This window comes from Bacillus fungorum (assembly GCF_002746455.1).
Taxonomy (GTDB): Bacteria; Bacillota; Bacilli; order Bacillales; family Bacillaceae_G; genus Bacillus_A; species Bacillus_A fungorum.
Genome location: NZ_NWUW01000001.1, coordinates 165,811 through 191,977 on the forward strand (window position 1 = coordinate 165,811; position 26,167 = coordinate 191,977).

A 26,167-nucleotide genomic window follows, 5' to 3' on the forward strand; every position below is an offset into this window, starting at 1 on the left:
AAAAACAGCCTTTTGAAGGGCTGTTAAAACGTGGAAAACTTTAATGCGTGTTAATTTTTAAACGTTTCCCATACTAACAAGAGGAGGGAAGCATATGAAACCGTTTATGCCAAAACTTGTTTACTTTGAACCGAAGGCACTTGAATATCCGCTTGGAAAAGAGTTGTATGAGAAGTTTACAAAGATGGGATTAGAAATTCGTGAAACAACATCCCATAATCAAATTCGGAATTTGCCGGGTGAAAATGATTTGCAAAAGTATCGTAATGCAAAAGCAACGCTTGTCGTTGGGGTGAGGAAGACATTAAAGTTTGATACGTCAAAACCGTCAGCTGAATATGCAATTCCGCTTGCAACAGGATGTATGGGACATTGTCATTATTGTTATTTGCAAACGACACTTGGGAGTAAGCCTTACGTTCGTGTGTATGTTAATCTTGATGAAATATTTGAGAAGGCAAAGCAATATATGGATGAAAGAGCACCTGAAATAACAAGGTTTGAAGCTGCTTGTACATCAGATATCGTTGGAATTGATCATTTAACACATGCATTAAAGCGGGCGATTGAATTCATTGGAGAAAGTGAGCATGGGCGTTTACGTTTCGTTACGAAATATTCGCACGTTGATCATTTATTAGATGCAAAACATAATGGGAAAACTCGTTTCAGGTTTAGTATTAATTCACGGTATGTAATTAAAAATTTTGAGCCGGGGACATCACCGTTTGAAGAACGAATTGAAGCGGCTCGTAAAGTAGCAGGCGCGGGTTATCCACTTGGCTTTATAGTTGCGCCACTTTATATGCATGAAGGGTGGGAAGAAGGATACCGTGAACTATTTGAACGACTGTACAATGCGTTAAAAGATTTGTCGATACCGAATTTAACATTTGAATTAATTCAGCATCGCTTTACAAAACCAGCAAAAAAGGTCATTCAAGAGCGTTATCCGAATACGAAGCTTGAAATGGATGAAGAGAAGCGTAAATATAAATGGGGACGATACGGCATCGGGAAATACGTATATAAAAAAGATGATGCGGAAGTATTGGAAGAAACGATAAGAGGTTATATATATGAGTTTTTTCCTGATGCAGAAATACAATACTTTACTTAAAAGGAGTCTGTATACAAATACAGATTCTTTTTTGTTTTATATATTTAGGCTTGTTTTCAACTTGTCACGTTATTCTTTCTGGTGTATCATTTTATTGATTGCTTCGTACGGAATGAGCAAAATGAAATTGGATGGAGGAAACCGATGCCTACCCCTAGTATGGAAGATTATATTGAACAAATTTATTTGTTGATTGATGAAAAGGGTTATGCCCGTGTATCTGATATTGCTGAAGCACTTAGTGTACATCCATCCTCTGTAACGAAAATGGTACAAAAATTAGACAAAGACGAATATCTAATTTATGAAAAATATAGAGGGCTTGTATTAACATCAAAAGGTAAAAAAATCGGAGAACGTCTCGTATATCGTCATGAATTGTTAGAGCAGTTTATGCGCATTATTGGTGTGGATGAAAGTAAAATTTATAATGATGTAGAAGGAATTGAACATCATTTAAGTTGGGAATCAATTGACCGTATCGGTGATTTAGTGCAATACTTTGAACAAGATGAAGTTAGAGTGGAAACACTTCGCGGTGTTCAAAAAGCAAATGAAGAGAAAAGTAATTAAGGGGAACGTATGTCGTTTCCTTTTTTATTTCGACTGAAAAGGATGGGAGAATTATGAAAGCAATTATTTTTGATTTTGATGGATTAATTGTGGACACAGAAACTATATGGTTTCACTCTTTCAGAGACGCCGTTCGTGAGAATGGTGGAGAGTTACCTTTAGAGGAATTTGCAAAATGTATTGGAACGACAGATGATGTACTGTATGCATATTTAAATGACCAATTAAAAGAGAAGTTTAACAAGCATGCATTACAAGAAAAAGTGAAAACTTTACATAAAGAGAAAATGAAAATACCAGAAGCTCGTGACGGGGTAAAAGAATACTTAGAAGAAGCGAAAGAAATGGGATTAAAAATCGCATTAGCTTCCAGTTCATCTAGAGAATGGGTTATTCCTTTTTTGGAAGAGCTACAAATTCGAGATTATTTTGAAGTAATTAAAACGAGAGAAGATGTTGAAAAGGTAAAACCAGATCCAGCACTTTATCGAATTGCGATAGAAGATTTAGCGATTGATCCGTCTGAAGCGGTTGTATTTGAAGACTCGTTAAACGGATTGAAAGCAGCGATTGCAGCGGGGTTAACGTGCGTTGTTGTACCTAATGATGTGACAAGGAATTTACCATTTGAAAATCATCACCTTCGAATTGAAAGTATGAAAGATAAAAGTTTGAAAGAAGTGCTGCAAAATATAAAGAAAGACCGTATTTCCTAAAAGGAAGCACGGTCTTTCTTTTTGTTTTTTTTGCCTTCAATGACAGTTAAATGAGATTGTTTTCTTTTTCGCTTCAAAGAAGAAGGATTCCCTTTTTTCCCTTTGTCATTAGAAGCGTTTGATTTAAAGAAAGAATTGCTTAGGGGTGCTACGTTTTGTTTCCCATGTTTGCGGTTCGATTGTTTTGCAGCACGCTTATATGAGCTTTGCGAATTTGCAGAACCACTAGAGTTTGTAAACATTTTGTAGAGTAAATAAAAGATACCAACGACAGCCAACATGATACCAATATTTCTTAACACTCCCATTGGATCTGTAATGACAGATGAAACAAGGCCGAATATTGCTAATCCGATAATAAGCACAAATATAGCGAAAGTAAACGAACGACCGTTCATAAGGAACACCTCCTAAAAACATATATTAAAATTAGTATATTAACGATGAGGAAAGGAGTTGAACACCATTTTTAAATAATTATTGTTTGTTTTCTAAACGTAATAATTCTTCAAACGATGCAATGGCTACTTCCACTTGATCATCTGTTGGTTCTTTCGTTGTTAATAGTTGTAGCCATAATCCAGGATATCCAAGTATGCGTAATACTGGAATATCGCGTAATCGATTTGTAAATTGTAACACTTCAAAAGAAATGCCGAGAACGACTGGAATTAATAAAATTCGGTTTACCACTCTGGCCCAAAGTGGATCTGTAGGGACAAGGAAATAAACAAACATTCCAATAATGACTGTAAATATAATAAAGCTACTACCACAGCGATAATGAAGGCGAGTTTGTTTTTGAACATTTTCTACAGTCAGTGAAAGATTATTCTCATAGGCATTAATTACTTTATGCTCCGCACCATGGTACTGAAATACCCGCTTAATAAGTGGGGTTAAAGAAATAAAGTATATATAGCTCAATAATAGCATGAGCTTAATGACACTTTCGACAATGATTTGCCCTGTATGAGATGGGAAAATCGGTCTCGTTAATTCAGCTAGTAGTGCAGGAACTGCTGTGAAAATGACTTTACCGAATATGAAAGATAAAACGCCAACTGCTGCAACTCCTAATACCATCGTTAATTTCGATTGTTCTTCTTTTTTATTTGCAATTTGTTCGTCTTCTTCTGGGTGGACATCAAATCGTTCTGAAGCAAAGTTTAAATGTTTTGCTCCGTTTGCACTTGCATCCACAATAGCGGCAATCCCTCGTAAAAATGGAATTTTTTTTAGGATAGATAATGCTTTATTACGAACGCGTGGTAATCGATAAAATTCAATCGATTTATCTTTACGACGAACCGCTGTAACAGTATATTCTCTACCGCCAAACATAACTCCTTCTATGACTGCTTGCCCGCCATATATTTGTTTTGACTCTTCTGCCATGTTAACACCAACCTGTATTTGTTTCTCTCTTATGTAGAAAAAGAGGCAATTGTCATACTGGGTTCTGTCATTTTGAAATAAGACAATCACCGAGTTTCCTTTATTTTATCGACAAATACAAGTAGATGACAAGGGAAAATGTTACGAGAGTCGGACATTTCTTATTCTTTTTATAGACAAATTTCGCAGTATTTAAACATGGTTCAAAATAGTTTCGGGCATACTATTGAGCGGAGGTGTTGATGTGAGTCAAGAACAATTAGGAACAAGGAATTTTGTACAAATTGGTTTATTTGGTGGACTCTTTTGGGGAGGGATATGGTATTTCCTTCATATATTTTCATTTACAGAAGCGGGACCGAACTATTTACTATTACCATTTGCCTTTGGAAGCTGGAAAGAAGGGGTATGGGGCAATGTGTCAGGAATTGTTTGTATGGCACTACTTTCGATTTTAATTGCCTTTTTGTATAAAGCATTTTTGGCAAAGTTTGAAGGAATTCTTCCAGGGATGATTTATGGTCTATTTTGGTGGGCGTTACTATTTTTCGGACTGGGTTTAATAGCGCCTGCTATTAAAAGTGCACTCCATTTACCGAAAGAAACAATTGTGACGACAATATGCATTTTTATATTGTATGGAGTGTTTATTGCATACTCTGTTTCCTATGCAGTAAATACGAATAAAGCTGAGCGAGAAGGAGAAGAGAAGACAAACTATTCAAATAAGTAACTCCTATGTTAAAATGTTATATAGATATTTAATATTAAGGAGTTTTAAGCATATGAAAAAGGTACTCCTCGTAAACGGTCCTAACCTAAATCGCCTCGGTGTCAGGGAGGTAAATGTATATGGAAAGGGCACGCTAGCGACACTTGAAGCAGATATGAAGCAAGAAGCAGAAACAATGGGAGTGGAGTTAGAATGTTTCCAATCTAATCATGAAGGTGCGATTATCGATCGTATTCATGAGGCAGAAGATATATATGAAGGGATCATTTTAAATCCTGGAGCATTTACGCATTATAGCTATGCGATTCGAGATGCAATTGCGAGCATTTCGATTCCTGTTATTGAAGTACATATTTCTAACATTCACCAGCGTGAGTCGTTCCGTCACGAATCTGTGACGGCAGCTGTTTGTGCGGGACAGATTGTTGGATTTGGTTTTTATGGCTATAAGTTAGCGTTATTTGCATTAATGGAGAAATTGAGGGAGGCATAAAGTAATGGAGAAAGTCGAAAGATTAAGAAGTGCATTTGATGAGGCTGGTATTGACGGTATTTTGTTAACAAATGAACATAGTCGTAGATATATGGCTAACTTCACAGGAACAGCTGGTGTTGTACTGATTTCGAAAAACCGTGCTCAATTTATTACAGATTTCCGTTATGTAGAGCAGGCTAGTAAACAAGCCGTTGGATACGAGATTGTACAGCATGCAGGATTAATTATCGATGAAGTTGCAAAGCAAGTGAAAGAACTAGGAATTCAAAAGCTTGGCTTTGAGCAAGATACTCTTACATATAGTTCTTATTCAGCTCATAAAGAAGCGATTGATGCTGAATTTATCCCAACTTCTGGGCTTGTAGAAAAGTTACGCTTGATAAAGACTGATTCAGAGATTAAGATATTAAAGGAAGCTGCACAGATTGCAGATGCTGCCTTTGAACATATTCTATCATTCATTCGCCCGGGAGTATCTGAAATTGAAGTGTCAAATGAACTTGAATTTTTCATGAGAAAACAAGGAGCAACATCTTCTTCGTTTGATATTATCGTTGCTTCAGGTCTTCGTTCGGCATTACCGCACGGCGTGGCATCTGAAAAAGTGATAGAAACAGGAGATTTCGTTACATTAGACTTCGGCGCTTATTACAAAGGATATTGCTCTGATATTACTCGTACGATTGCAGTTGGTGAACCATCTGATAAATTGAAAGAAATTTATAATATCGTTTTAGAAGCACAATTACGTGGTGTGAACGGTATTAAAGCTGGTTTAACTAGCCGTGAAGCAGATGCGTTAACGCGTGATTACATAACGGAAAAAGGATACGGTGAATACTTCGGACACTCTACTGGTCATGGAATCGGTCTTGAAATCCATGAAGCACCAGGTTTAGCGTTCCGTTCTGATACAGTACTTGAACCAGGTATGGCTGTAACAGTAGAACCAGGTATTTATATTCCAGGTATTGGCGGTGTACGTATTGAAGATGATATCATTGTAACAAGTGAAGGTAATGAAGTAATTACGAAATCACCAAAAGAACTTATTATTTTGTAATACACAGGAGGATTTTTTTACATGATTTCAGTAAACGATTTTCGTACAGGTTTAACAATTTCAGTGGACAATGCCCTTTGGCAAGTACTTGATTTCCAACACGTAAAGCCAGGTAAAGGTGCTGCATTCGTTCGTTCTAAACTACGTAACCTTCGCACAGGTTCTGTTCAAGAGAAAACATTCCGTGCTGGTGAGAAAGTAGAAAAAGCACACATCGAAAACCGTCGTATGCAATACTTATACGCGAGCGGCGAGGCTCACGTATTTATGGATAACGGAACTTATGAGCAAATCGAACTTGGTGAAAAACAAATCGAGCGCGAGCTTAAATTCCTAAAAGAAAACATGGAAGTATCTATTATGACTTACCAAGGCGAAGTACTTGGTGTTGAACTTCCAAACACAGTTGAATTACAAGTTACAGAAACAGAGCCTGGTATTAAAGGTGATACAGCTTCTAACGTAACAAAACCAGCTACATTAGAAACTGGTCTTGTTGTACAAGTACCAATCTTCATTAACGAAGGCGAAATGCTTATCATCAACACTGGTGAAGGTAAATACGTTTCTCGTGCATAGTAGAAAAGCACTCGTGATCATCACGAGTGCTTTTTTTTATAGAAAATAGGGCAGATAATAAATAGTCGTTATTATAAAACTAAAAGCTGTAAGACTAGCAGCAACTATTGTGTAAGGACCCCATGTCATTTGAAAAGGTTTTACCGTACCCGTTTTATATATAGTGTGATCAATGTTGGCGTTTTGGTTTATATTTAAAGCAATGGGCCAAATTGCACCGAATATCGCTAAACTACCAAGAAAAAAGGCCTCCATAAATGACCAACCGGCCAATAATGAAAAAAGATAAATAAGAGCTAATTCTACTACAATAGTTAAACTAATTTTCAATACCTTCATATTTTCCCCCCTCAATTTGTAAATCCAACCAGTTTAAAAAATTTTCACGTGATACGACATGCAGAGAGCAAGGTGACTTTACTTCCTTCTCTAGTGCAGCGTGTTCGTCTGGAAACTTATTTTCCACATGCAACGAAATATAAGGTAGTTTCTCTTGTGCTTTTAAAGAACGGATATTATTCGCTTTAGCACCAGCAAATACGTATGTAAGTTGTAAGTCTAAAAAAGCGAGTTTAAAAATTTCTTTTTTTGCAGCTTCATTATATCCCTTTCCCCAGTACGGATAGCCGAGCCAACTACCAATGTGAGATTGTTTCTTCTCATAATTAATATGTTTAAGTGTGGTGAGACCAATTATTTCATTTTCTTCATTTACAATCATTCTTGATAAAGACCTCTTTTGGCGTTCTTCTTCTATGGCGAAAAGAAGGAATGCTTTCGTGTCTTCAATTTTTTCTACTGTTATTCCTAATGCATTTTTTACGTGTGGATCACTTGATAGCTTAAAAAGCACATTTGCATAGCGTAAATCGAGTGGTACTAAAGTAACGTGCTGCATCGTCTATACCCCTTTTAAATTAAATATACCATAAAATAATTAGAATATTCAGATTCTATAAAGACATTAGAGAAAAAATATGTTTTTACTTCTGAAATAGACAACCTCTGCATATGGTTGTACAAATATATTCTTTTTTGGAGTGCAGCACTAGTAACCGTTATGGGAGAAGGTGGGAGAATGAAACAGTGGCTAGCGGCAATGGAAACATCCGTGCTTGTAATGGGGTTACTTCGGTTGTTTTCAGGTAGCGCGGAAATATTCGCCGCTTTGCTTATGCTTTATGTGAATGATGCGAAGAAAGCATTGTTTATAAATGGTATGTTGGCGTTTGTTGGACCGACCGTATTAATTTTAACAATGACAATTGGCATTGCGAGTGTGGCGAGTGAGATTTCTTTCTTGAAACTCTTTTTTCTAGCGCTTGGAATTGGCTGCATTTTTATCGCGTTGTTGAAATAGTAAGTCGAGTATAGTGGGGAGAAGCTGATGAAAGAAGTATTAGAAGTTTTACCGAAAACGATGAAGCAGTTAGTGGAAAGTTGTAAGTGGTACGATGTTCTAGAGGAAATTCGTGTTCGGATTGGAAGACCGCTAGAGTGTATTGCTCATGGTGAAGTGTTTTTTTATGACTATATCACTACAGCAGAGGATGCCATTTACTTATTGAATAAATTAAGTCAATTCTCAATTTATACGATGGAAGAGGAATTAAAACGTGGGTATGTGACACTTAGAGGGGGACATAGAATCGGTTTAGCTGGAAAAGTCATTACAGAAAAAAGCGCAGTGAAAATGATTCGAGATGTCTCTTCTTTTAATATTCGTATTGCTCGTCAAAAAATAGGAATTGCTGAACCGCTTTTGCCGTATTTGTATGAATCACGATGGTTAAACACAATGGTAATAGGCCCGCCGCAAACGGGGAAAACAACACTTTTAAGAGATGTAGCACGTTGTATGAGTCAAGGTGTAAGTGCTTCAAAAATTCCTTCGTGTAAAGTGGGGATTGTAGATGAACGGTCAGAAATTGCAGGCTGTGTGAAAGGCATCCCGCAATATGATTTTGGCACACGAGTAGATGTGTTAGACGCATGTCCAAAAGCTGAAGGAATGATGATGATGATTCGTTCTATGAGTCCAGATATTTTGATTGTAGATGAAATTGGACGTAAAGAAGATAGTGAAGCAATTATGGAGGCGGTGCATGCAGGGGTTCAGCTTTTTATAAGCGCGCATGGGTTTTCTTATGATGATGTTGTGAAACGCCCGTCACTAAAGGCAGTGATGGAGCTCGGCATATTTGATAGGTTTGTGGAACTATCAAAAGCAAGAGGGCCAGGAACAGTTATGCAAGTGAAAGATAAGAATGGAAAATCGGTATTACCTCATAGAAAGGCGCAAAGCGTATGGTGAAAATATTTGGTGCAGTGTTAATCGTTGCGGTCAGCACCTTTTTCGGGTTTTCATACGCTAAAAGATACAGTGAGAGACCAAGGCAACTCAGATTATTAAAAGCGGCACTTCAATCATTAGAGGCAGAAATTATGTATGGGCATACACCTTTGTCTGAAGCTGCCGAGCGATTAGTAAAACAAATGCCGAAGCCGTTAAATTGGATATTTCAAAGTTTCGCTAGAAGGCTAGAAAGCGGAGAACAAACAGTAAGAGAAGCTTGGATAGATAGTTTGAAAGAAAATTGGAAGCTAACAGCATTTCAACAAACTGAGTACGAGATTTTGCAACAATTTGGTGAAACGCTTGGACAACATGATCGTGAATCACAACAAAAACATATTCGCTTATGTATTACGCATTTAGAGAGAGAAGAAGAAGAAGCGAAAGCATTACAAATACAATACGAAAAAATGATCAAGAGCTTAGGGGTACTAGCGGGGCTACTTATCGTAATTTTACTGCTATAGGAGGGGGAAAGGCGATGTCCATTGATGTTGGATTAATATTTCAAATCGCCGGAATCGGCATTGTTTTAGCTTTCATTCATACCGTATTAAAAGAATTAAAGCGTGAGGATATTGCAAATTGGGTTATCCTCGTCGGTTTTGTCGTTATTTTATTTCATGTCGCATTTTTAATTAATACGTTATTCGACAAGATAAAAAGTGTCTTTCTTTTCCAGTAAAGGAGGAGGTTCGAATCGAGATTATACAAATTGTCGGATTAGGCCTCGTTGCTACGTTTTTAGCGGCTGTATTGAATCAGCATAAATCTAGCATTACGTCATTATTTATTGTGTTCGTAGGTAGCGTGATGTTTCTTCTTTTAATCGATCAAATTCACGCGATTTTACAAATGATTGAGAAAGTAGCGAGTGAAGCGAAAGTTAGCAACGTATATGTAGAAACGTTGCTAAAAATTATAGGGATTGCTTATATTGCTGAGTTTGGAGCGCAAATTACAAAGGATGCAGGGCAAGGTGCAATCGCTTCGAAAATTGAATTAGCTGGAAAGATTTTAATTCTCGTTATGGCGATTCCTATTTTGACGGTTGTAATTGAAACTATTCTCGGATTTTTACCGACGGGATAAGGGGGAGTGAATGTTGAGGGGCTTTGGAGCTAAGCTGCTATTTGCTTGCTTCCTTTTCTTTTCTTTACCGGTTGTTGTACAAGCTTCTCCTGTAGAAACAAACGTCGTTGATCAACAATTGGATAAGCTCGGAATTGAAGATGTGAAGCAATTTTGGGACGGGCTTGTTACAAAATATGGAGGCTATTTACCAGAGAGTCAAAAAGGTAGCTTTATGGAGTTTGTAAAGGGAGAAAAAGAATTTTCTATAAAAGAGTGGATGCTAGGTTTATTAAAGTATTTATTTCACGAGCTTGTTGCAAATGGGAAGTTACTTGGAACGCTCATTATGCTCACAATTTTTAGTGCATTGTTGCAATCGTTGCAATCTGCATTTTCAAAGAGTAGCGTAAGTAAAATTGCCGATGCAGTTGTATATATGGTACTTATTATTTTTGCTTTAAATAGTTTTTATGTCGTCATGACATATGCAAGAGAAACGATACAAACAATGGTAGATTTCATATTAGCGTTATTGCCAATCTTGCTTGCACTCATAGCAACTGGAGGCGGTGTTGTATCTGTATCGTTTTTTCATCCGATTATCATCTTCTTAATGAATACGAGTGGGCTTTTGATGAATTATATCGTTTTACCACTTTTATTACTTGCAACGATATTAAGTATTGTAAGTACGATGAGTGATCAATATAAAGTTACGAAATTGTCCAAGCTTCTGCAAAATGTTAGCGTTGGGATTATCGGTATCTTTTTAACAATTTTTTTAGGAGTATTATCTGTACAAGGGACAGCGACAGCTGTTGCTGATGGGATCGCTGTGAAAACTGCTAAATTTGTAACAGGGAATTTTATTCCCGTAGTTGGAAGGATGTTTACAGAGGCGGCAGACACTGTTATTAGTGCGTCGGGATTATTAAAAAACACAGTCGGAATTATCGGGCTCGTCATCCTATGCTTAATTTTCGCTTTTCCAGCGATTCAAATCTTTTGTATCGCATTTATTTATAAGTTCGCAGCAGCAGTATTGCAACCAGTTGGTGGCGGAGCAATTATTCAATGTTTAGATATCATTGGCCGGAGCATCATTTATGTATTTGCTTGCTTAGCTATCGTATCATTTATGTTCTTTTTAAGTATCACAATTATTATTGCTGCGGGGAACATTACACTTATGATGCGGTAGGAGGTGAAGGGTATGCAATTTGTTACAGAGTGGATTAGAAATATTATCGTTTTTTTACTCTTAGCGACAATGCTTCATCTTATTCTTCCAAATTCTAATTTACAAAAGTACGTTAAATTCGTTGTAAGTCTATTATTAGTTGTTTTAATCTTAACGCCACTTTTTAAACTATTGCAAACAGATGTAAATGAAGTAATCGCAAATTTTAATGAAGAAAAGTACGTAGCAGAAGGATCTGTAAAAAATTCAATAGATTCGAAGAAAAAAGAAATACAAGCTCTAACACGTGCATATAGTTTAGAAGAGATGGCTACCAAAATGAAAAAAGAAGTAGGGAAAGAGTTCGAGAAAAAGTATGGTATGACAGTCTCTGAAATACAAATAGTCGCAGCAGAAAGTACAGCGGAAGTAAAGTCAGCGAAAGATATTCAATCTGTTGTTGTGACGTTGAAAGAAAAAGAACGTAGTAAAAATGATGCAATCGAAACAGTAAAGCCGGTTGAAATTAACACGAAAGAACCACCGAAAAAAGTAGAGGAAACAAATGTAGAAATGAAAGACTTCTTTTCAAGCAGGTGGCAACTAGAGAATAAACAAATCCAAGTTCAAATGGAAGGGAGGACAGGTAGAGTAAATGGACAATAAAGATAAAAATTCGAAGTTCTCATTTTTTCGAAACTTATTGAATGGAGATGAAAAAGAAAGTAATGAGAAGGGAAAAAAGGTAACACCTAAGTTTTTACTTGTCCTACTCATACTTGGAATGTTGCTTATGTTTTCTAGTAGCTTTTTTTCAAGTAAAAAAGAAGAAGTACCTGTATTTAAAGAACAAAAAACTCAAAATCAAGAAAAAGACGTACCAACTTTTGGACAAAAAAATAATGATAATATGTCAAATGTAGAAAAATATGAAAAAGCGTATGAACAAGAATTAAAAGCAGCCTTAGAAGAAATAGCAGGAGTAAAAGATGTAACGATTAAGGTGAATTTAGATTCATCAGAGGAAAAAATATTAGAAAAAAATACAGTGAAACGTTCACAAACAACAGGTGAAACAGATAAAACAGGTGGCAAGAGGGAAGTAGAAGACGAGTCTCTTGATGAAAAGACAGTCATTATACGTGAAGGGGATAAAGAAACTCCCGTTGTTTTACGAACAGAGAAACCGAAAGTGCGAGGTGTTCTTGTCGTAGCAAAGGGAGTGGATAATATACAAGTTAAAGCGATGGTAAAAGAAGCTGTAATACGGCTGCTAGATGTACCAGCTCATCGCGTTTCAGTATCACCGAAAAATTGATAGGGAGGAAATAAAGTGTTAAAAAAACAAACGGTTTGGCTATTAACGATGTTAAGTTTAGTTGTTGTACTATCTGTGTATTACGTAACAACTCCAGACAAAATGAATACAGCATCGCCGGCAACAGGTGAAAAGATTGGACAAGAAAAACAAGGTACTGATAAAGCAGTAACAAATGAAGCACCTAAAGAAACGCCAAAAAAAGAAAATACAAGTAAGGAAACATCAAATAAAGAAACAGACAAAAAAGAGAGTGCTAAAAAAGAAACAAGTAAAAAAGAAGCTAATGTAACAGTTCAATCAAGTGATGAAAATTTCACAGCGTTACGTATGCAAATGGACGATCAGCGAAGTGAACAAAAGGCTAGATTACAAGAAGTGATGAATTCAGCAAAGTCTTCAGCAACAGAAAAGAGTAAAGCAAAAGATAACTTCGATGCAATTACTACAATGGAAACGAAGCAAGAATTACTTGAGACAGTAATTAAGTCTCAAGGAGGATATAAAGATGCTCTTGTAAGAGCTGATGGCACTGACATTAGAGTAACTGTGAAAGCAGCAAAGCATTCACAAAAAGAAGCGAATAAAATTATACAACTGGTAAGAAGTGAAGGCGGATCAAAAGATGTAGGTGTAAAATTCGATCCACCAACAAAATAAAAACTAATAATCCACGGGGAAATCCCCCGTGGATTATTAGTTTTTACGAATCGGATTGTTTGAAAATAGTTAGATAAAAATAATAATAGAAAAAAACTATCATTTTCGATAGCTTTTTTCTGTTTCGTCTTTGTAGTTGTTTATACTATGTTCAAATCGGAATGGAGAAATACGTTGTGAGTAAAAGATTAACGGTTCATGGTAGCGATGATTACTTTTTCCGGATTTGACGTGGATGAAGAGAACGAATGCCCAGACCATTACGGCAGGTAAGAAGAGAATGAGCCATATCATATGTCCACACCTCGATACGATATATTTTCTACACTTTGAACATACTATTCTTATATGAAGGAATGATGAACGACGTGTAAACAAAAAAATAATATTTGGTAAAAATATGTTATTGACTATAGATGAGGTGAAGAGAGGAGCGGAGCGGTAATTATACTTTTACCGTGTAGCATTTTGAAAAAGTAAGGAATGTTTTTTAGGAAGTGGTCTTGCCAATTTTGTGTGAAACTTGGTATTATTACTAGGTAATAAATATTTATTGGAATAATATTTTTACAGGAGTTTCGATTTATTATAAAGAAATATAAATTGGAATGTTTAAAAAATTTATCGTAAGATGGAAATAGTAACTATTTCTATTAGTAAATGAAATGCATTTTCTAATAGAGTACATCGTATTTTTACAGTCAATCTAGTTTTAATGACGAGAATCTGTAAAAACGGGACAAACAAGAGTATGGGAGTGGATTTTATATGTTTAAAATTCAAGAAGTTCGTGAATTAATTAAATTAATTGATAGCTCTAATATTGATGAATTTGAATACAAAAAAGACGGTACGACAATCAAAATGAAAAAGCGTGGTAATGAAGTTGTTGCAGTGCAGGCACCTGTAGCAAAACAAGCCGTGCAACCAGTAGCACCTGTTGAAGTTGAAACAACAGTAGCGGCAGCGCAAGTGGAAGTATCAAAACAAGAAGAGAAAACAGCTGTTCAAAATGAAAACCTACATAAAATTACATCACCGATGGTAGGTACATTCTATTCTTCTTCTTCACCTGATACACCTCCATATGTAAGTGTAGGGGATAGAGTATCGAAAGATTCTATCGTATGTATTGTTGAGGCTATGAAGTTATTTAACGAAATTGATGCTGATGTAGATGGCGAAATTGTTGAAATTCTTGTTAATAACGGACAGCTTGTTGAGTACGGACAACCGCTATTTCTTGTAAAAGCGTAATAAGGGAGTCTTTGTGATGATAAAAAAAGTATTGATAGCCAATCGTGGGGAAATTGCTGTACGAATTATTCGTGCTTGTAAAGAAATGGACATTGAAACAGTCGCAATTTATTCAGAAGCGGATAAAGAGTCACTTCACGTACAAATTGCAGATGAGGCGTATTGTGTAGGGCCAACGATTTCAAAAGAAAGCTATTTAAATTTGACGAATATTATTAGCGTTGCGAAGTTAACAGGCTGTGATGCTATTCATCCGGGATACGGATTTTTAGCAGAGAATGCAGATTTCGCAGAGTTATGCCGTGAATGTAACTTAATTTTTATCGGCCCAAGTCCAGAAGCTATTTCAAAGATGGGCACAAAAGACGTTGCTCGTGATACAATGAAAGAAGCAGGGGTTCCGATTGTACCAGGTTCACAAGGGATTATTAAAAATACCGAGGAAGCGATCGAACTTGCTAATAAAATTGGATATCCAGTTATTATTAAAGCGACTGCTGGCGGCGGCGGAAAAGGTATTCGTGTTGCGCGCCATGAAGAAGAGCTTGTAAAAGGAATTCAAATTACACAGCAAGAAGCTAGTACCGCTTTTGGGAACCCTGGTGTATACTTAGAAAAGTACGTTGAAGATTTCCGCCATGTTGAGATTCAAATAATGGCAGATACACACGGAAATGCCATTCATTTAGGAGAGCGTGATTGTACAATTCAGCGCCGCTTGCAAAAACTACTAGAAGAAAGTCCATCACCTGCACTTGATGAAAATGTGCGTAAGCAGATGGGTGAGGCAGCAGTAAAAGCGGCGGTAGCGGTTGATTATACAGGTGCTGGTACGGTTGAGTTTATTTATGAATATAAAACGAAAAGCTTTTATTTCATGGAGATGAATACGAGAATTCAAGTTGAGCACCCAGTTACTGAAATGGTAACAGGGATGGATTTAATTAAAGAACAAATTCTCGTTGCTTCTGGAGAGAAGTTATCGTTACAGCAAGAAGAAGTACAATTTAATGGTTGGGCAATTGAATGCCGAATTAATGCGGAAAACCCTGCCAAAAAATTTATGCCATCTCCAGGTAAAGTAGAAATGTACTTGCCACCAGGCGGATTTGGTATTCGCGTCGATTCAGCTGTATATCCGGGATATTCAATCCCACCTTTCTATGATTCGATGGTTGCTAAATTAATTGTTCACGGAAAAACACGTGAAGAGGCAATTGCAAAAATGAAGCGTGCACTCAGTGAGTTTGTCATTGAAGGCGTACATACAACAATCCCGTTCCATTTGCAATTGTTAGATCATCCTGATTTTGTAAAAGGTGAGTTTAATACGAAATTTTTGGAAGAGCATGAACTTGTGACGCAGTGATACATTAAAGGAGGTTTTTTTCATGGCTGAACATATGTTAGATATGGGTCAAGATACAACTCTTGGTAAAGTAGAAATTGCACCAGAAGTAATTGAAGTAATCGCAGGTATTGCAGCTGCTGAGGTAGAAGGTGTAGCGGCAATGCGTGGTAATTTTGCTACAGATGTTGTTGAGAAGTTAGGTAAGAAAAATCATGGTAAAGGTGTAAAGGTTGAATTAGCAAACGAGGATATTATCGTTGACCTTTATGTTGTGATGTATTTTGGCGTAGCAATTCCAGTTGTTGCACAAAAGATTCAAGACAACATTCGCCAAGCACTCTTTACAATGACAGGGCTTGAGCCAAAAGAAGTGAATGTTCACATCGTTGGCGTAACATTCGAAACACAAAAAACAGAAATCGAACCAGTGTAAGAATGAAAAAGATGCCTAGTAACATAGGCATCTTTTTTATCGTTTCATTTCTTCACAAATTAAAACCCTCTAATTATTATACTATTTCAAAAAAAAAGAAATTAAAAAGAAAATGTTTCGTTTTTCCAAAAAACGTACATTGTGATAAGATATGGAACTTGAAGTTAATCTTTTTATTATTTTTCAGCCTTGTAACCCGTGTGTGAAACGATAAATTGTGTTATTATCATTGTATTATAAGGTTGGAAAATCAATGAAAACTGTAAGAGTAAGTGAATTGACGGCTTATAAATTATAATAATATAACAAAGCATAAGGAAAGACTTGAAGCATAAAGGAGAGTTACAATGAAACGTAGGACGGCTAGAGAAAGAGCTATGCAAGCATTATATCAAATGGATATTACAGGTGAATTAGAACCGAAAGTAGCGGTGGAAAACACGCTAGATGAAGGTGAAGAAACAAATGAGTTTCTAGAATCACTTGTAGTAGGTTTTGTAGAAAATAAAGAAGTAATTGATGAAGCGATTCGTCAAAACTTAAAAAAATGGAAGCTGGAGCGTATTAGTATTGTTGATCGCAGTATTTTACGTGTAGCTGTGTATGAAATGAAATACATGGAAGAAATTCCACACAACGTAACAATTAACGAGGCAATTGAAATTGCTAAAACATTTGGGGATGAGGAATCTCGTCGTTTTATTAACGGCGTTTTATCTAATATAAAAGATACACTGTAATTTCTTTAAGGGGGAATCTTAAAATGGTAGCAGTAATCATCAAAGGAAATGAAGTTGCGGAGAAAAAACGAGCACAATTAAGAGAAGAAGTTGTGAAGTTGAAAGAGCAAGGGATTGTACCAGGATTAGCAGTTATTCTAGTTGGAGAAGATCCAGCATCTCGTTCTTATGTAAAAGGAAAAGAAAAGGGCTGTGAACAAGTAGGAATCTATTCAGAGCTAATTGAACTTCCGGAAACAATTACTGAGGAGCGTTTGCTTGCTGAAATCGATCGCTTAAATGGCGATGACCGCATTAATGGCATATTAGTGCAATTACCTTTACCAAAGCATATTGAAGAAAAAGCTATCATTGAAAGAATTTCACCAGAAAAAGATGTAGATGGATTTCACCCAATCAGCGTGGGACGTATGATGACGGGACAAGATACATTCCTTCCATGTACACCGCATGGTATTGTAGAGTTAGTAAAAGAAACAAATCTTGATATCTCAGGAAAACATGTTGTAGTAATTGGAAGAAGTAATATTGTCGGCAAGCCAGTGGGACAATTGTTCTTAAATGAAAATGCAACTGTCACATACTGTCATTCTAAGACGCAAAATATGAAAGAGTTAACGAAGTTAGCTGATATTTTAATCGTAGCAGTTGGGCGACCTAAAATGGTGACAGCTGACTATATTAAAGAAGGAGCGGTTGTAATCGACGTTGGTGTAAACCGTTTAGAAACAGGCAAACTTTGTGGTGATGTTGACTTTGACAACGTGTTAGATGTTGCTGGTTACATTACACCTGTGCCAAAGGGCGTTGGTCCAATGACGATCACAATGCTTCTTCATAATACTGTTGAATCTGCTAAACGTGCAGGTGTCGTTTGTAAATAATCTGATTTGGCTATGAGGAGAGAGAAATGGAGAAACAATATTTAACCGTTACAGCGTTAACACGCTATATAAAAACAAAAATAGAATATGATCCGCATTTGCAGTCTGTTTGGTTAAAAGGTGAAATTTCCAATTTTAAAAATCATAGCCGTGGTCATATGTATTTTACATTGAAAGATGAAAATGCAAGAATCGCAGCGGTTATGTTTGCGGGTCATAATCGTAATATTAAATTCAGACCTGAAAATGGGATGAAGGTACTCGTGAAAGGGAAAATTTCCGTTTACGAGGCGAGCGGTTCTTATCAAATTTATATTCAAGACATGCAGCCTGATGGAATCGGAAACTTGCATTTAGCTTACGAACAATTAAAGGTTCGTTTAGAGGAAGAAGGTTTGTTCTCTCAAGTTTATAAAAAAACAATTCCTCCTTATGCTAAAACAATAGGTGTGATTACATCGCCAACAGGGGCAGCGATTCGTGATATTATAACAACGATTAAACGTCGTTATCCAATTGGAAATATTATTGTATTTCCAGTACTTGTACAGGGGGAGTCAGCAGCTCCCTCGATTGTACAAGCGATTCGTACAGCGAATGAAATGGAAGAGATAGATGTCCTAATCGTTGGGCGTGGGGGAGGCTCTATTGAGGAATTATGGGCGTTTAATGAAGAAATGGTTGCAAGGGCCATTTTCAAGAGTAAAATTCCTATTATTTCAGCAGTAGGCCATGAAACAGACTTTACAATTGCTGATTTTGTTGCCGATTTACGGGCGCCAACACCGACTGCGGCGGCTGAGCTGGCAGCGCCTAATATTATAGAGTTACAAGAAAAGGTATTACAAAGAACTCTAAGATTGCAAAGAGCAATGAGAGAGTTAGTACATAAAAAAGAAGAAAAACTACAAGTATTGCAAAAATCTTATGCGTTCCGTTATCCAAGACAAGTATATGAGCAAAAAGAAGAGCAATTGGATAGAGCGTTAGAACAGCTTGTTTTAGCGAAAGAGCGTTATATTGATAAAAAGGTAAATCAGTTAAAACAGCTTTCATTTTATTTAGAGAAGCACCACCCATCTCAAAAAATTATGCAAACGAAGGTAGCGGTTGAAACATTGCAAAAGCAATTGCAACGTGAAATGCAAACGTTACTTCAAACGAAAGAATTTGCCTTCGTAAGAGCTGCTCAGAAACTTGAAGCACTAAGTCCGCTTAAAGTAATGATGAGAGGGTACGGGCTTGTATATGATGAAGAGAAGCAAGTGTTAAAAAGTGTGAAAGATGTCAGCCTTGGAGATGCTGTTTCAGTTCAATTACAAGATGGAATACTAGATTGTAGCGTATCAGGCATAGAGGAGCGTGAATTGAATAATGGAAAATAAATTAAGCTTTGAAGAGGCAATTTCGCAACTTGAGCATCTCGTTTCTAAGCTAGAGCAAGGTGACGTACCTTTAGAAGAAGCAATTTCTTATTTTAAAGAGGGTATGGAATTATCTAAGCTTTGTGATGAAAAGTTGAAGAACGTACAAGAACAAATGGCAGTTATTCTTGGGGAAGATGGAAAGCTTGAACCGTTTACTGCTTTAGGAGATGAAGCATAGTGACAATTGCTTTTGATACTTTTTTGAAAGAAAGTAAAACTTTCGTAGAAGAGAAGCTTGTAAGCTATGCAAATGAATTACAATGTCCAAATGTACTTCGTGAAGCGATGGTATATTCTTTGGAAGCGGGTGGAAAGCGTCTCCGCCCGTTACTTTTATTTGCAACATTACAAGCGTTTGGTAAAGAAAGAAATCTTGGAGTAGGTGCAGCTTGTGCTCTTGAAATGATACATACATACTCGTTAGTTCATGATGATTTACCTTGTATGGATGATGATGATTTAAGAAGAGGGAAGCCCACAAATCATAAAGTATTTGGTGAAGCGATGGCAGTTTTAGCAGGCGATGGTTTGTTGACGTATGCTTTTCAAGTTATTATGGCATATGAACAAAAGGAAATCTCTGCTGAGAAAAAAGTAAGACTTGTACTTGAACTTGCAAAAGCGGCAGGGCCAGAAGGAATGGTTGGCGGACAAGTGGCGGACATGGAAGCTGAAGGGAAACAGCTTACGATTGCTGAGTTGGAGTATATTCATAAGCATAAGACTGGGAAACTACTTGAATTCGCTGTACTTGCAGGATCGATACTTTCTGATGCCACAGAAGAACAAGAAGAAAAGTTACTTGCGTTTGCAAAATATATCGGCCTAGCTTTCCAAATTCGAGATGATATTTTAGATGTGGAAGGAACCGAAGAAGAGATTGGAAAACCGATTGGTAGTGATGTTTCCAACGAAAAGAGCACATATACGACGTTATTTACTATAGATAGAGCAAAGGATATTTTAGAAGAAACAATTGCAAAAGCAAAAGATGCTATTGGTTCCTTGCAATTACAAGATGAATATTTACTATCTATTTGCGATTTGATTGCAAAACGTAATAACTAATATAACAGCGTTTTCATTTGTTGAGTCATTTATCATTTTATGATATAAATGTAGGAAAAGGTTTTTCTTTTCTTGTTATTGGCAAAAATATATGTAGATTACATTGCCGTTATCACTTCGTGTTAGCGGCTATTTTTTTCATCGCCTAAAGAAATATGGTTTATAATAGGATTAGGGCGCAATAGACTGGTTAATAGCAGGACAAGGTAAAAAATTAAAAAAAAGAGAATTTCTTGTTTTGTGTAGATGTTTTTTGTAATATTTGACATGTTGACAGATTATGAAATGAAAGTGAGTGATCCATGTGGATCTAACGCAAATTCAAAACCCTAGTTTTTTGAAAGATATGTCTATCAGTGAACTAGAGGGATTGAGTGAGGATATTCGTAAGTTTTTAATTGAAGAGCTCTCTCAAACAGGTGGACATATTGCACCTAATTTAGGTGTAGTAGAACTCACAATTGCTCTGCATAAATTATTTGATAGTCCGAAAGATAAATTTTTATGGGACGTAGGACATCAATCCTATGTACATAAAATTTTAACAGGACGTGCAAAAGAATTCGGCACATTAAGGCAATATCAAGGTCTATGTGGTTTCCCAAAACGTTGCGAGAGTGAACACGATGTATGGGAAACTGGCCATAGCTCGACATCATTATCTGCTGCAATGGGAATGGCTTTAGCACGTGATTTAAAGAAAACGAAAGAATATGTTATACCAATCATTGGAGATGGTGCTTTAACAGGCGGAATGGCTTTAGAGGCATTGAACCATATTGGACATGAAAAAACAGACATGATTGTTATTTTGAATGATAATGAAATGTCAATTGCACCAAACGTTGGTGCGCTTCATAATGTGCTTGGACGTCTACGTACCGCAGGAAAATATCATTGGGTAAAAGACGAACTAGAGTATATATTGAAGAAAATCCCAGCAGTCGGTGGGAAAGTTGCTGCGACAGCAGAGAAAATAAAAGATAGTCTTAAATATTTACTAGTATCCGGTGTCTTTTTCGAAGAGTTAGGCTTTACATACTTAGGTCCAGTTGATGGGCATGATTATGAAAAGTTATTCGAAACGTTACAATATGCAAAGAAAACAAAAGGCCCAGTGCTTGTTCATGTTATTACGAAAAAAGGAAAAGGTTATAAACCAGCTGAGAGTGATATTATAGGAACTTGGCATGGAACAGGACCTTATAAAATTGAATCAGGTGACTTCGTTAAACCGAAAGAGGTTGCACCAGCATGGAGTGCTGTTGTGAGTGAAACAGTACTTAAGCTAGCGAGAACGGACGAGCGTATCGTTGCAATTACACCTGCAATGCCTGTTGGATCGAAACTTGAGAAATTCCAAAAAGAATTCCCGGATCGGATGATTGATGTGGGTATTGCAGAACAGCATGCTACAACGATGGCAGCGGGTATGGCAACTCAAGGTATGAAGCCATTCTTAGCGATTTATTCAACATTTTTACAAAGAGCATATGACCAAGTTGTTCATGATATATGCCGCCAAAATTTAAATGTTTTCATTGGAATCGATCGCTCTGGTTTAGTAGGAGCAGATGGTGAAACGCATCAAGGTGTATTTGACATCTCATTCTTACGCCACTTACCGAATATGGTACTTATGATGCCAAAAGATGAAAATGAAGGGCAACATTTAGTATATACGGCGATGCAATATGAAGAGGGGCCAATCGCATTGCGTTATGCGCGCGGTAATGGACTTGGTGTTCATATGGATGAAGAATTAAAGGCAATTCCAATCGGTTCATGGGAAACGTTAAAAGAAGGTACACAAGCGGCTATTTTAACGTTTGGTACGACAATACCAATGGCAATGGAAGCAGCTGAGCGTCTTGAAAAGGCTGGAGTTTCAGTGAAAGTAGTGAACGCTCGCTTTATTAAACCGATGGATGAAGCATATTTACATGATCTCTTAGGAAAAAATATACCGATTTTAACGATTGAAGAAGCTTGCTTAATCGGTGGTTTTGGAACGGGAGTAGTTGAATTTGCGTCTGAGAACGGATACCATAGTGCGTTAATTGAACGAATGGGTATTCCCGACCGTTTCATAGAGCACGGTAGTGTAACAAAATTATTAGAAGAAATTGGTTTAACGACAGAAGCTGTTGTAGACCGTATTCATACAATGATTCCATCAAAACAAAAAAGGGCGTAACAAATGAGTGCAAAAAAAGAAAGAGTAGATGTACTATTAGTAGAGCGAGGACTTATAGAAACACGTGAGAAAGCAAAACGCGCCGTTATGGCCGGACTTGTATATGCAAATGAGATGAGACTTGATAAGCCAGGAGAGAAAATCCCACAAGATACAGAGATTACGGTGAAGGGACAAGTTATGCCGTATGTAAGCCGTGGTGGTTATAAACTTGAAAAGGCATTAGAGACATTTCATCTTGATTTACAAGATAAAGTTATGATAGATATTGGTTCATCAACTGGTGGCTTTACAGATTGTGCGCTTCAAAATGGAGCGAAATTATCTTATGCATTAGATGTAGGATACAATCAACTTGCGTGGAAATTGCGTCAAGATGAGCGTGTTGTCGTAATGGAACGAACAAACTTCCGTTACGTGACACCAGCAGACTTAGAACGTGGTTTACCGCAATTTGCTAGTATCGATGTTTCATTTATATCATTAAAACTTATATTGCCAGTTTTAAAAACAATGCTTATGCCTAATGGGGATGTAGCAGCGTTAATTAAACCGCAGTTTGAAGCTGGAAGAGAGCAAGTTGGGAAAAAAGGTATCGTTCGTGATCGAAAAGTACATGAGGCTGTTGTGGAAATGATTGTCGATTTTGCTGTAAAAGAAGGATACGATGTAGAAGGTTTAACATTCTCACCAATTACGGGCGGGGATGGTAATATTGAATTTTTAATCCATCTGAAATGGCATGGTGAACGTGAGAATGGCGAAAATCATTCTCCAGTTTCTGTTGAGCAAGTAGTTACAGAGGCGCATGATGTCCTAAAACAAAAAGGGAAAGGGGAATAACATATGTTGTTCCTCTTTTTGTTGTAATTGTATAATGATTGTAAAAACAATTGTGTACAAGTAACGAATTATAAGTTAACATAAATAAGTGAAGTATACCAATGTTTAAACTATGGTAAGAGATAGTGTGAGGTGCAAATGTATGAATAAAGGTCAGCGCCATATTAAAATCAGGGAAATTATTGCGAACAAAGAAATTGAAACACAAGATGAATTAGTTGATATTTTACGTAATGAGGGATTTAATGTAACGCAAGCAACAGTATCGCGCGATATTAAAGAATTGCACTTAGTGAAAGTGCCATTACATGATGGTCGCTATAAATATAGCTTGCCAGCAGATCAACGATTTAACCCGTTACAAAAATTAAAACGGAATCTAGTGGATTCATTTGTAAAATTAGACACGGCAGGACATATGCTTGTGCTAAAAACATTGCCTGGTAACGCTCATTCACTTGGAGCACTTATTGATCATTTAGAGTGGGATGAGATCATCGGAACCATCTGTGGTGATGATACTTGCTTAATTATTTGCCGTACACCTGAAGATACAGGTGTTGTCTCTGATCGTTTCTTAAATATGCTGTAACAAAAAAATCTTGTTTGCTTTCCTCTGTAAAGTGGAAAGTGAACAGGATATTTTTATTGGCTAAAAACGTGAATTCTTAATTGTAGTATAATATTTTCTTTGCATAAAATTAGAAAATAGGTGGATTGACCCGTAAAACAAATGTTTGGTACAATGGAGCGGTTAGAAAAGTAATTTATACATACAAACATATAGTATGACTATTTGAATAAAGAACTGAGAAAAGCCCTTAATAGGGGATTAGTTTATAACGAGGTGAATGGGGCATTGTTATCGGAATTATCGATTAGAAACTTTGCTATTATTGAGGCATTAAATATTTCTTTTCAAAAAGGATTAACAGTTTTAAGTGGTGAAACAGGAGCCGGAAAATCGATTATTATCGATGCGATTAGTTTACTTGTAGGTGGTCGTGGTTCAGCGGAATTTGTTCGATACGGAACAGAAAAAGCTGAGATAGAGGGGCTATTTTATGTAGAAGATGATAAGCATCCATGTATTGAAAAGGCAGAAGAGTTGGATATAGAAATTGAAGACGGCATGATTATTTTGAAGCGTGATATCGCTGCAAACGGAAAAAGCGTATGTCGTGTAAATGGGAAACTGGTTACCCTTAGTATATTAAAAGAAATTGGAAAAACACTTGTTGATATTCATGGGCAGCACGAAACGCAAGATTTAATGAATGAAGAGCGCCATCTATTTATGCTCGATCATTTTGATGGAGAGCGTATTGTTAAACAATTGGATATATACCAAAATGTATATGCTGATTATGAGAAGTTAAAAAAACAGTTAAAATCGTTAAGTGAAAATGAACAACAAATGGCGCATCGCTTAGATTTAATTCAATTCCAGCATGAGGAAATCCGTAAGGCGGATTTAAAAATGGATGAAGAAAATGAATTAACTGAAGAACGATTGCAAATTTCTAATTTCGAAAAAATTTACAAAGCATTAGGCGATGCATATCGTTCGTTAAGCGCTGACGGACAGGGATTAGATAATGTACGAAGCGCAATGGGACAAATGGAGAGTATTACACATTTAGATGAAGTGTATCAAGAAAATCATGATTCAATTGCAAATAGCTATTACTTATTAGAAGAAGTTGCGTATCAACTGAGAGAAAAGCTCGATATGATGGAATATGATCCGAATCGTTTAGACGAAATTGAAACGCGTTTAAATGAAATTCGTATGCTAAAGAGAAAATATGGAAATACTGTAGAAGAGATTTTAGCGTATGCTGATAAAATTGAACAAGAAATTTTTACGATTGAAAATAAAGACGTTCATATTGAAACGACGAAGAAGCAGTTAAAGGAACTGGAAAGTGTTATTCTGAAAGAAGCAACGTTGTTAAGTAATATGCGTCATGAGCTTGCAGAACATCTTACAAATGCTATTCATCAGGAATTAAAAGAATTATATATGGAAAAAACAAAATTTGAAGTGAGAATTATAAAGCGAGAAGGAAATGCTGAAGAGCCTCTTGTGGAGGGAGCACCAGTAAGACTTACGGCGGATGGCTACGATCATGTGGAATTTTATATTTCAACAAATCCAGGTGAGCCGCTAAAACAACTTTCAAAGGTCGCTTCTGGCGGAGAGTTATCTCGTATTATTTTAGCTTTAAAAAGCATTTTTTCTAAGCATCAAGGTGTTGCATCTGTTATTTTTGATGAAGTGGATACTGGCGTAAGTGGTCGGGTTGCACAGGCTATTGCGGAAAAAATTTATCGAGTATCAGTAAACTCGCAAGTACTTTGTATTACGCACTTACCTCAAGTAGCTTCAATGGCGGATTCACATTTATTTATTCGAAAACAAGTAGCGAATGATCGAACAATTACGTCAGTTACCGTTTTAACTATGGAGGATAAAGTAACAGAAATAGCTCGGATGATTTCGGGTGTGGAAATTACAGATTTAACGACAGAACATGCGAAAGAATTACTTACGCAAGCGCATCATTTTAAACAGACAGCAGAGGCTATCCAGTAATGGATAGCTTTTTTTCTCAAATAATGATTTCTTAATTCTTCCGGTTATAAATAAAGCACTGCAAGGAGAGATTAAAAAGTGAAGCCAAGAGGCTGAATGTGG

The 26,167-nt window shown here is 36.6% G+C and carries 33 protein-coding genes; 28 read left to right on the forward strand and 5 right to left on the reverse strand.

Going from position 1 to position 26,167, the window contains the following annotated elements; genetic code table 11:
* Window positions 1-94: 94 nt before the first annotated feature.
* The 3 genes from splB (at window position 95) to CO726_RS00995 (ending at window position 2,409) form a co-directional block, all read left to right on the forward strand.
* A complete protein-coding gene (splB, locus tag CO726_RS00985) occupies window positions 95-1,120 on the forward strand; it encodes a spore photoproduct lyase (RefSeq protein ID WP_099683043.1) in 1,026 nt (341 codons plus the stop codon).
* Between the two features lie 144 nt (window positions 1,121-1,264).
* Entirely contained in the window at window positions 1,265-1,693 is a 429-nt protein-coding gene (gene mntR / locus CO726_RS00990; protein WP_001143080.1) for a transcriptional regulator MntR, read from the forward strand.
* A gap of 53 nt (window positions 1,694-1,746) precedes the next feature.
* Entirely contained in the window at window positions 1,747-2,409 is a 663-nt protein-coding gene (locus CO726_RS00995) for an HAD family hydrolase (protein ID WP_136699306.1), read from the forward strand.
* On the opposite strand, the gene CO726_RS01000 is transcribed toward CO726_RS00995, so the two are convergent.
* Both CO726_RS01000 and CO726_RS01005 read right to left on the reverse strand, forming a co-directional pair.
* Window positions 2,406-2,807 carry an SA1362 family protein gene (locus CO726_RS01000; RefSeq protein WP_099683045.1) on the reverse strand — a complete coding sequence of 134 codons (402 nt, stop codon included), beginning with the start codon at window positions 2,805-2,807 and terminating at the stop codon, window positions 2,406-2,408. The genes CO726_RS00995 and CO726_RS01000 overlap by 4 nt on opposite strands.
* Before the next feature lie 79 nt (window positions 2,808-2,886).
* Entirely contained in the window at window positions 2,887-3,807 is a 921-nt protein-coding gene (locus CO726_RS01005; RefSeq protein WP_000807112.1) for a DUF1385 domain-containing protein, read from the reverse strand.
* Between the two features lie 244 nt (window positions 3,808-4,051).
* On the opposite strand from CO726_RS01005, the gene CO726_RS01010 reads away from it, so the two are divergent.
* From CO726_RS01010 to efp, 4 genes are read left to right on the forward strand one after another with little or no spacing between them, the layout of a single operon-like run.
* Entirely contained in the window at window positions 4,052-4,540 is a 489-nt protein-coding gene (locus CO726_RS01010; protein ID WP_136699308.1) for a YqhR family membrane protein, read from the forward strand.
* Window positions 4,541-4,592: 52 nt separating this feature from the next.
* Window positions 4,593-5,033, forward strand: coding sequence for a type II 3-dehydroquinate dehydratase (aroQ, locus tag CO726_RS01015; protein WP_000757087.1), 441 nt, complete (start codon window positions 4,593-4,595; stop codon window positions 5,031-5,033).
* A gap of 4 nt (window positions 5,034-5,037) precedes the next feature.
* Window positions 5,038-6,099 (forward strand): Xaa-Pro dipeptidase, encoded by a 1,062-nt coding sequence (pepQ, locus tag CO726_RS01020; protein ID WP_099683047.1) that lies wholly within the window; start codon window positions 5,038-5,040, stop codon window positions 6,097-6,099.
* A gap of 21 nt (window positions 6,100-6,120) precedes the next feature.
* Window positions 6,121-6,678 carry an elongation factor P gene (gene efp, locus CO726_RS01025; protein WP_063222989.1) on the forward strand — a complete coding sequence of 186 codons (558 nt, stop codon included), beginning with the start codon at window positions 6,121-6,123 and terminating at the stop codon, window positions 6,676-6,678.
* A gap of 36 nt (window positions 6,679-6,714) precedes the next feature.
* Here the strand turns inward: efp and CO726_RS01030 are convergent, their stop codons facing one another.
* Together CO726_RS01030 and CO726_RS01035 are read right to left on the reverse strand one after the other, a co-directional pair.
* Complete coding sequence (locus CO726_RS01030; protein WP_099683048.1) at window positions 6,715-7,017, reverse strand: hypothetical protein; 303 nt, start codon at window positions 7,015-7,017, stop codon at window positions 6,715-6,717.
* Window positions 6,998-7,576 (reverse strand): GNAT family N-acetyltransferase, encoded by a 579-nt coding sequence (locus tag CO726_RS01035; protein WP_099683049.1) that lies wholly within the window; start codon window positions 7,574-7,576, stop codon window positions 6,998-7,000. The genes CO726_RS01030 and CO726_RS01035 overlap by 20 nt, the downstream gene beginning before the upstream one ends.
* Window positions 7,577-7,756: 180 nt before the next feature.
* Here CO726_RS01035 and CO726_RS01040 point away from each other — a divergent pair, with 180 nt between their 5' ends.
* The 9 genes from CO726_RS01040 to CO726_RS01080 are packed head-to-tail and all read left to right on the forward strand — an operon-like array spanning window position 7,757 to window position 13,266.
* On the forward strand, window positions 7,757-8,038 hold the full coding sequence (locus tag CO726_RS01040) for a YqhV family protein (RefSeq protein ID WP_000816054.1): 282 nt from the start codon (window positions 7,757-7,759) through the stop codon (window positions 8,036-8,038).
* Between the two features lie 27 nt (window positions 8,039-8,065).
* Window positions 8,066-8,992: a stage III sporulation protein AA gene (spoIIIAA, locus tag CO726_RS01045; protein WP_098760812.1), complete on the forward strand. Its 927-nt coding sequence runs from the start codon at window positions 8,066-8,068 to the stop codon at window positions 8,990-8,992.
* Window positions 8,986-9,501: a stage III sporulation protein SpoIIIAB gene (gene spoIIIAB / locus CO726_RS01050; protein WP_099683050.1), complete on the forward strand. Its 516-nt coding sequence runs from the start codon at window positions 8,986-8,988 to the stop codon at window positions 9,499-9,501. Before spoIIIAA ends, spoIIIAB begins: the two co-directional genes overlap by 7 nt.
* 14 nt (window positions 9,502-9,515) lie before the next feature.
* Complete coding sequence (gene spoIIIAC / locus CO726_RS01055) at window positions 9,516-9,719, forward strand: stage III sporulation protein AC (protein ID WP_000020914.1); 204 nt, start codon at window positions 9,516-9,518, stop codon at window positions 9,717-9,719.
* Between the two features lie 23 nt (window positions 9,720-9,742).
* Window positions 9,743-10,126 carry a stage III sporulation protein AD gene (gene spoIIIAD / locus CO726_RS01060; RefSeq protein WP_098760810.1) on the forward strand — a complete coding sequence of 128 codons (384 nt, stop codon included), beginning with the start codon at window positions 9,743-9,745 and terminating at the stop codon, window positions 10,124-10,126.
* Between the two features lie 10 nt (window positions 10,127-10,136).
* Window positions 10,137-11,309 carry a stage III sporulation protein AE gene (gene spoIIIAE / locus CO726_RS01065; RefSeq protein ID WP_099683051.1) on the forward strand — a complete coding sequence of 391 codons (1,173 nt, stop codon included), beginning with the start codon at window positions 10,137-10,139 and terminating at the stop codon, window positions 11,307-11,309.
* 12 nt (window positions 11,310-11,321) lie between these two features.
* Window positions 11,322-11,954 (forward strand): stage III sporulation protein AF, encoded by a 633-nt coding sequence (gene spoIIIAF, locus CO726_RS01070; RefSeq protein ID WP_098760808.1) that lies wholly within the window; start codon window positions 11,322-11,324, stop codon window positions 11,952-11,954.
* Complete coding sequence (spoIIIAG, locus tag CO726_RS01075; RefSeq protein ID WP_098760807.1) at window positions 11,944-12,606, forward strand: stage III sporulation protein AG; 663 nt, start codon at window positions 11,944-11,946, stop codon at window positions 12,604-12,606. Before spoIIIAF ends, spoIIIAG begins: the two co-directional genes overlap by 11 nt.
* Before the next feature lie 15 nt (window positions 12,607-12,621).
* The gene (locus CO726_RS01080; protein WP_098760806.1) at window positions 12,622-13,266 is read left to right on the forward strand and encodes a SpoIIIAH-like family protein; all 645 of its coding nucleotides are present in this window, start codon (window positions 12,622-12,624) and stop codon (window positions 13,264-13,266) included.
* A gap of 99 nt (window positions 13,267-13,365) precedes the next feature.
* Here CO726_RS01080 and CO726_RS01085 read toward each other — a convergent pair whose 3' ends face one another.
* A complete protein-coding gene (locus tag CO726_RS01085) occupies window positions 13,366-13,560 on the reverse strand; it encodes a DNA recombination protein RecO (protein WP_099683052.1) in 195 nt (64 codons plus the stop codon).
* 474 nt (window positions 13,561-14,034) lie between these two features.
* Between CO726_RS01085 and accB the strand changes: the two genes are divergently transcribed.
* The 12 genes from accB (at window position 14,035) to recN (ending at window position 26,065) form a co-directional block, all read left to right on the forward strand.
* Window positions 14,035-14,523, forward strand: coding sequence for an acetyl-CoA carboxylase biotin carboxyl carrier protein (gene accB / locus CO726_RS01090; RefSeq protein ID WP_098760804.1), 489 nt, complete (start codon window positions 14,035-14,037; stop codon window positions 14,521-14,523).
* 16 nt (window positions 14,524-14,539) lie between these two features.
* Window positions 14,540-15,892, forward strand: coding sequence for an acetyl-CoA carboxylase biotin carboxylase subunit (gene accC / locus CO726_RS01095; RefSeq protein ID WP_098760803.1), 1,353 nt, complete (start codon window positions 14,540-14,542; stop codon window positions 15,890-15,892).
* Window positions 15,893-15,914: 22 nt separating this feature from the next.
* Complete coding sequence (locus CO726_RS01100; protein WP_000807630.1) at window positions 15,915-16,307, forward strand: Asp23/Gls24 family envelope stress response protein; 393 nt, start codon at window positions 15,915-15,917, stop codon at window positions 16,305-16,307.
* A gap of 347 nt (window positions 16,308-16,654) precedes the next feature.
* The gene (nusB, locus tag CO726_RS01105; RefSeq protein ID WP_000830249.1) at window positions 16,655-17,047 is read left to right on the forward strand and encodes a N utilization substance protein NusB; all 393 of its coding nucleotides are present in this window, start codon (window positions 16,655-16,657) and stop codon (window positions 17,045-17,047) included.
* Between the two features lie 23 nt (window positions 17,048-17,070).
* Window positions 17,071-17,931 (forward strand): bifunctional methylenetetrahydrofolate dehydrogenase/methenyltetrahydrofolate cyclohydrolase FolD, encoded by an 861-nt coding sequence (folD, locus tag CO726_RS01110; RefSeq protein ID WP_099683053.1) that lies wholly within the window; start codon window positions 17,071-17,073, stop codon window positions 17,929-17,931.
* 26 nt (window positions 17,932-17,957) lie between these two features.
* Window positions 17,958-19,316, forward strand: coding sequence for an exodeoxyribonuclease VII large subunit (xseA, locus tag CO726_RS01115; protein WP_099683054.1), 1,359 nt, complete (start codon window positions 17,958-17,960; stop codon window positions 19,314-19,316).
* Window positions 19,306-19,536, forward strand: a complete 231-nt coding sequence (xseB, locus tag CO726_RS01120) for an exodeoxyribonuclease VII small subunit (RefSeq protein ID WP_099683055.1) — start codon at window positions 19,306-19,308, stop codon at window positions 19,534-19,536. Before xseA ends, xseB begins: the two co-directional genes overlap by 11 nt.
* Complete coding sequence (gene ispA, locus CO726_RS01125) at window positions 19,536-20,426, forward strand: (2E,6E)-farnesyl diphosphate synthase (RefSeq protein ID WP_098760800.1); 891 nt, start codon at window positions 19,536-19,538, stop codon at window positions 20,424-20,426. Before xseB ends, ispA begins: the two co-directional genes overlap by 1 nt.
* A 304-nt stretch (window positions 20,427-20,730) precedes the next feature.
* Entirely contained in the window at window positions 20,731-22,623 is a 1,893-nt protein-coding gene (dxs, locus tag CO726_RS01130; protein WP_099683056.1) for a 1-deoxy-D-xylulose-5-phosphate synthase, read from the forward strand.
* Window positions 22,624-22,626: 3 nt separating this feature from the next.
* Window positions 22,627-23,466: a TlyA family RNA methyltransferase gene (locus CO726_RS01135; protein WP_098760798.1), complete on the forward strand. Its 840-nt coding sequence runs from the start codon at window positions 22,627-22,629 to the stop codon at window positions 23,464-23,466.
* 142 nt (window positions 23,467-23,608) lie between these two features.
* Window positions 23,609-24,058, forward strand: coding sequence for an arginine repressor ArgR (gene argR / locus CO726_RS01140; protein WP_001032581.1), 450 nt, complete (start codon window positions 23,609-23,611; stop codon window positions 24,056-24,058).
* 267 nt (window positions 24,059-24,325) lie between these two features.
* Entirely contained in the window at window positions 24,326-26,065 is a 1,740-nt protein-coding gene (recN, locus tag CO726_RS01145; RefSeq protein ID WP_098760973.1) for a DNA repair protein RecN, read from the forward strand.
* The last annotated feature ends 102 nt before the right edge of the window (window positions 26,066-26,167 follow it).

Coding starts and splice junctions, on each gene's coding strand:
- splB (WP_099683043.1), top strand. CDS start 95: ATGAAACCGTTTATGCCAAAACTTGTTTACTTTGAACCGAAGGCACTT.
- mntR (WP_001143080.1), top strand. CDS start 1,265: ATGCCTACCCCTAGTATGGAAGATTATATTGAACAAATTTATTTGTTG.
- CO726_RS00995 (WP_136699306.1), top strand. CDS start 1,747: ATGAAAGCAATTATTTTTGATTTTGATGGATTAATTGTGGACACAGAA.
- CO726_RS01000 (WP_099683045.1), bottom strand. CDS start 2,807: ATGAACGGTCGTTCGTTTACTTTCGCTATATTTGTGCTTATTATCGGA.
- CO726_RS01005 (WP_000807112.1), bottom strand. CDS start 3,807: ATGGCAGAAGAGTCAAAACAAATATATGGCGGGCAAGCAGTCATAGAA.
- aroQ (WP_000757087.1), top strand. CDS start 4,593: ATGAAAAAGGTACTCCTCGTAAACGGTCCTAACCTAAATCGCCTCGGT.
- pepQ (WP_099683047.1), top strand. CDS start 5,038: ATGGAGAAAGTCGAAAGATTAAGAAGTGCATTTGATGAGGCTGGTATT.
- efp (WP_063222989.1), top strand. CDS start 6,121: ATGATTTCAGTAAACGATTTTCGTACAGGTTTAACAATTTCAGTGGAC.
- CO726_RS01030 (WP_099683048.1), bottom strand. CDS start 7,017: ATGAAGGTATTGAAAATTAGTTTAACTATTGTAGTAGAATTAGCTCTT.
- CO726_RS01035 (WP_099683049.1), bottom strand. CDS start 7,576: ATGCAGCACGTTACTTTAGTACCACTCGATTTACGCTATGCAAATGTG.
- CO726_RS01040 (WP_000816054.1), top strand. CDS start 7,757: ATGAAACAGTGGCTAGCGGCAATGGAAACATCCGTGCTTGTAATGGGG.
- spoIIIAA (WP_098760812.1), top strand. CDS start 8,066: ATGAAAGAAGTATTAGAAGTTTTACCGAAAACGATGAAGCAGTTAGTG.
- spoIIIAB (WP_099683050.1), top strand. CDS start 8,986: ATGGTGAAAATATTTGGTGCAGTGTTAATCGTTGCGGTCAGCACCTTT.
- spoIIIAC (WP_000020914.1), top strand. CDS start 9,516: ATGTCCATTGATGTTGGATTAATATTTCAAATCGCCGGAATCGGCATT.
- spoIIIAE (WP_099683051.1), top strand. CDS start 10,137: ATGTTGAGGGGCTTTGGAGCTAAGCTGCTATTTGCTTGCTTCCTTTTC.
- spoIIIAF (WP_098760808.1), top strand. CDS start 11,322: ATGCAATTTGTTACAGAGTGGATTAGAAATATTATCGTTTTTTTACTC.
- spoIIIAG (WP_098760807.1), top strand. CDS start 11,944: ATGGACAATAAAGATAAAAATTCGAAGTTCTCATTTTTTCGAAACTTA.
- CO726_RS01085 (WP_099683052.1), bottom strand. CDS start 13,560: ATGATATGGCTCATTCTCTTCTTACCTGCCGTAATGGTCTGGGCATTC.
- accB (WP_098760804.1), top strand. CDS start 14,035: ATGTTTAAAATTCAAGAAGTTCGTGAATTAATTAAATTAATTGATAGC.
- accC (WP_098760803.1), top strand. CDS start 14,540: ATGATAAAAAAAGTATTGATAGCCAATCGTGGGGAAATTGCTGTACGA.
- CO726_RS01100 (WP_000807630.1), top strand. CDS start 15,915: ATGGCTGAACATATGTTAGATATGGGTCAAGATACAACTCTTGGTAAA.
- nusB (WP_000830249.1), top strand. CDS start 16,655: ATGAAACGTAGGACGGCTAGAGAAAGAGCTATGCAAGCATTATATCAA.
- folD (WP_099683053.1), top strand. CDS start 17,071: ATGGTAGCAGTAATCATCAAAGGAAATGAAGTTGCGGAGAAAAAACGA.
- xseA (WP_099683054.1), top strand. CDS start 17,958: ATGGAGAAACAATATTTAACCGTTACAGCGTTAACACGCTATATAAAA.
- xseB (WP_099683055.1), top strand. CDS start 19,306: ATGGAAAATAAATTAAGCTTTGAAGAGGCAATTTCGCAACTTGAGCAT.
- CO726_RS01135 (WP_098760798.1), top strand. CDS start 22,627: ATGAGTGCAAAAAAAGAAAGAGTAGATGTACTATTAGTAGAGCGAGGA.
- argR (WP_001032581.1), top strand. CDS start 23,609: ATGAATAAAGGTCAGCGCCATATTAAAATCAGGGAAATTATTGCGAAC.